This window comes from Dellaglioa sp. CoH-57-MRSF-21 (assembly GCF_056781915.1).
This window is the reverse complement of the sequence record NZ_JBXAXU010000106.1, coordinates 1-367: the sequence shown is the minus strand read 5'-3', so window position 1 is coordinate 367 and position 367 is coordinate 1. Positions and strand designations below refer to the sequence as shown.

The 367-nt window shown below is 56.7% G+C and carries 1 protein-coding gene; it reads right to left on the bottom strand.

From position 1 onward, the window contains the following. The coding region (locus tag AC1RPQ_RS08165) for a nicotinamide phosphoribosyltransferase domain-containing protein (RefSeq protein ID WP_481762287.1) at positions 1–317 on the bottom strand (317 nt) is incomplete at its 3' end. Positions 318–367 lie beyond the last annotated feature (50 nt).

Here is a 367-nt window from a genome sequence, read left to right as displayed (position 1 = left end):
CCTTCGGGCAGCGCCGAAATGCTCACGGGAGGAAGACCGCCGTGTTCGTTCACGATTTGCATGAACTCGATATACGGGAAAGTCCCGCAATTCGCGACGGCGATCTCACGAGCCTCTTCAACTTGCTCACGCGTCAACGGATTAGCCACGATATTCCGCAGCTCGGCTTGCAGGCCGAAGAAGATGGAAGCGCGGTATTCCTTGTCCGATCGTGCCGAGCAGTACGACGAAGCAAACTGCACGCCGGGCGGCAGTTGAGCTGCGTGGCTCCACTTGTAAACGTCGGTGTCAAGCGCGAGATTGAATTGGTTGTCCACTTTGCAACTCCTGTTGCTAAGAATTTGTGAACCGGGGACTCCTGTCCCCG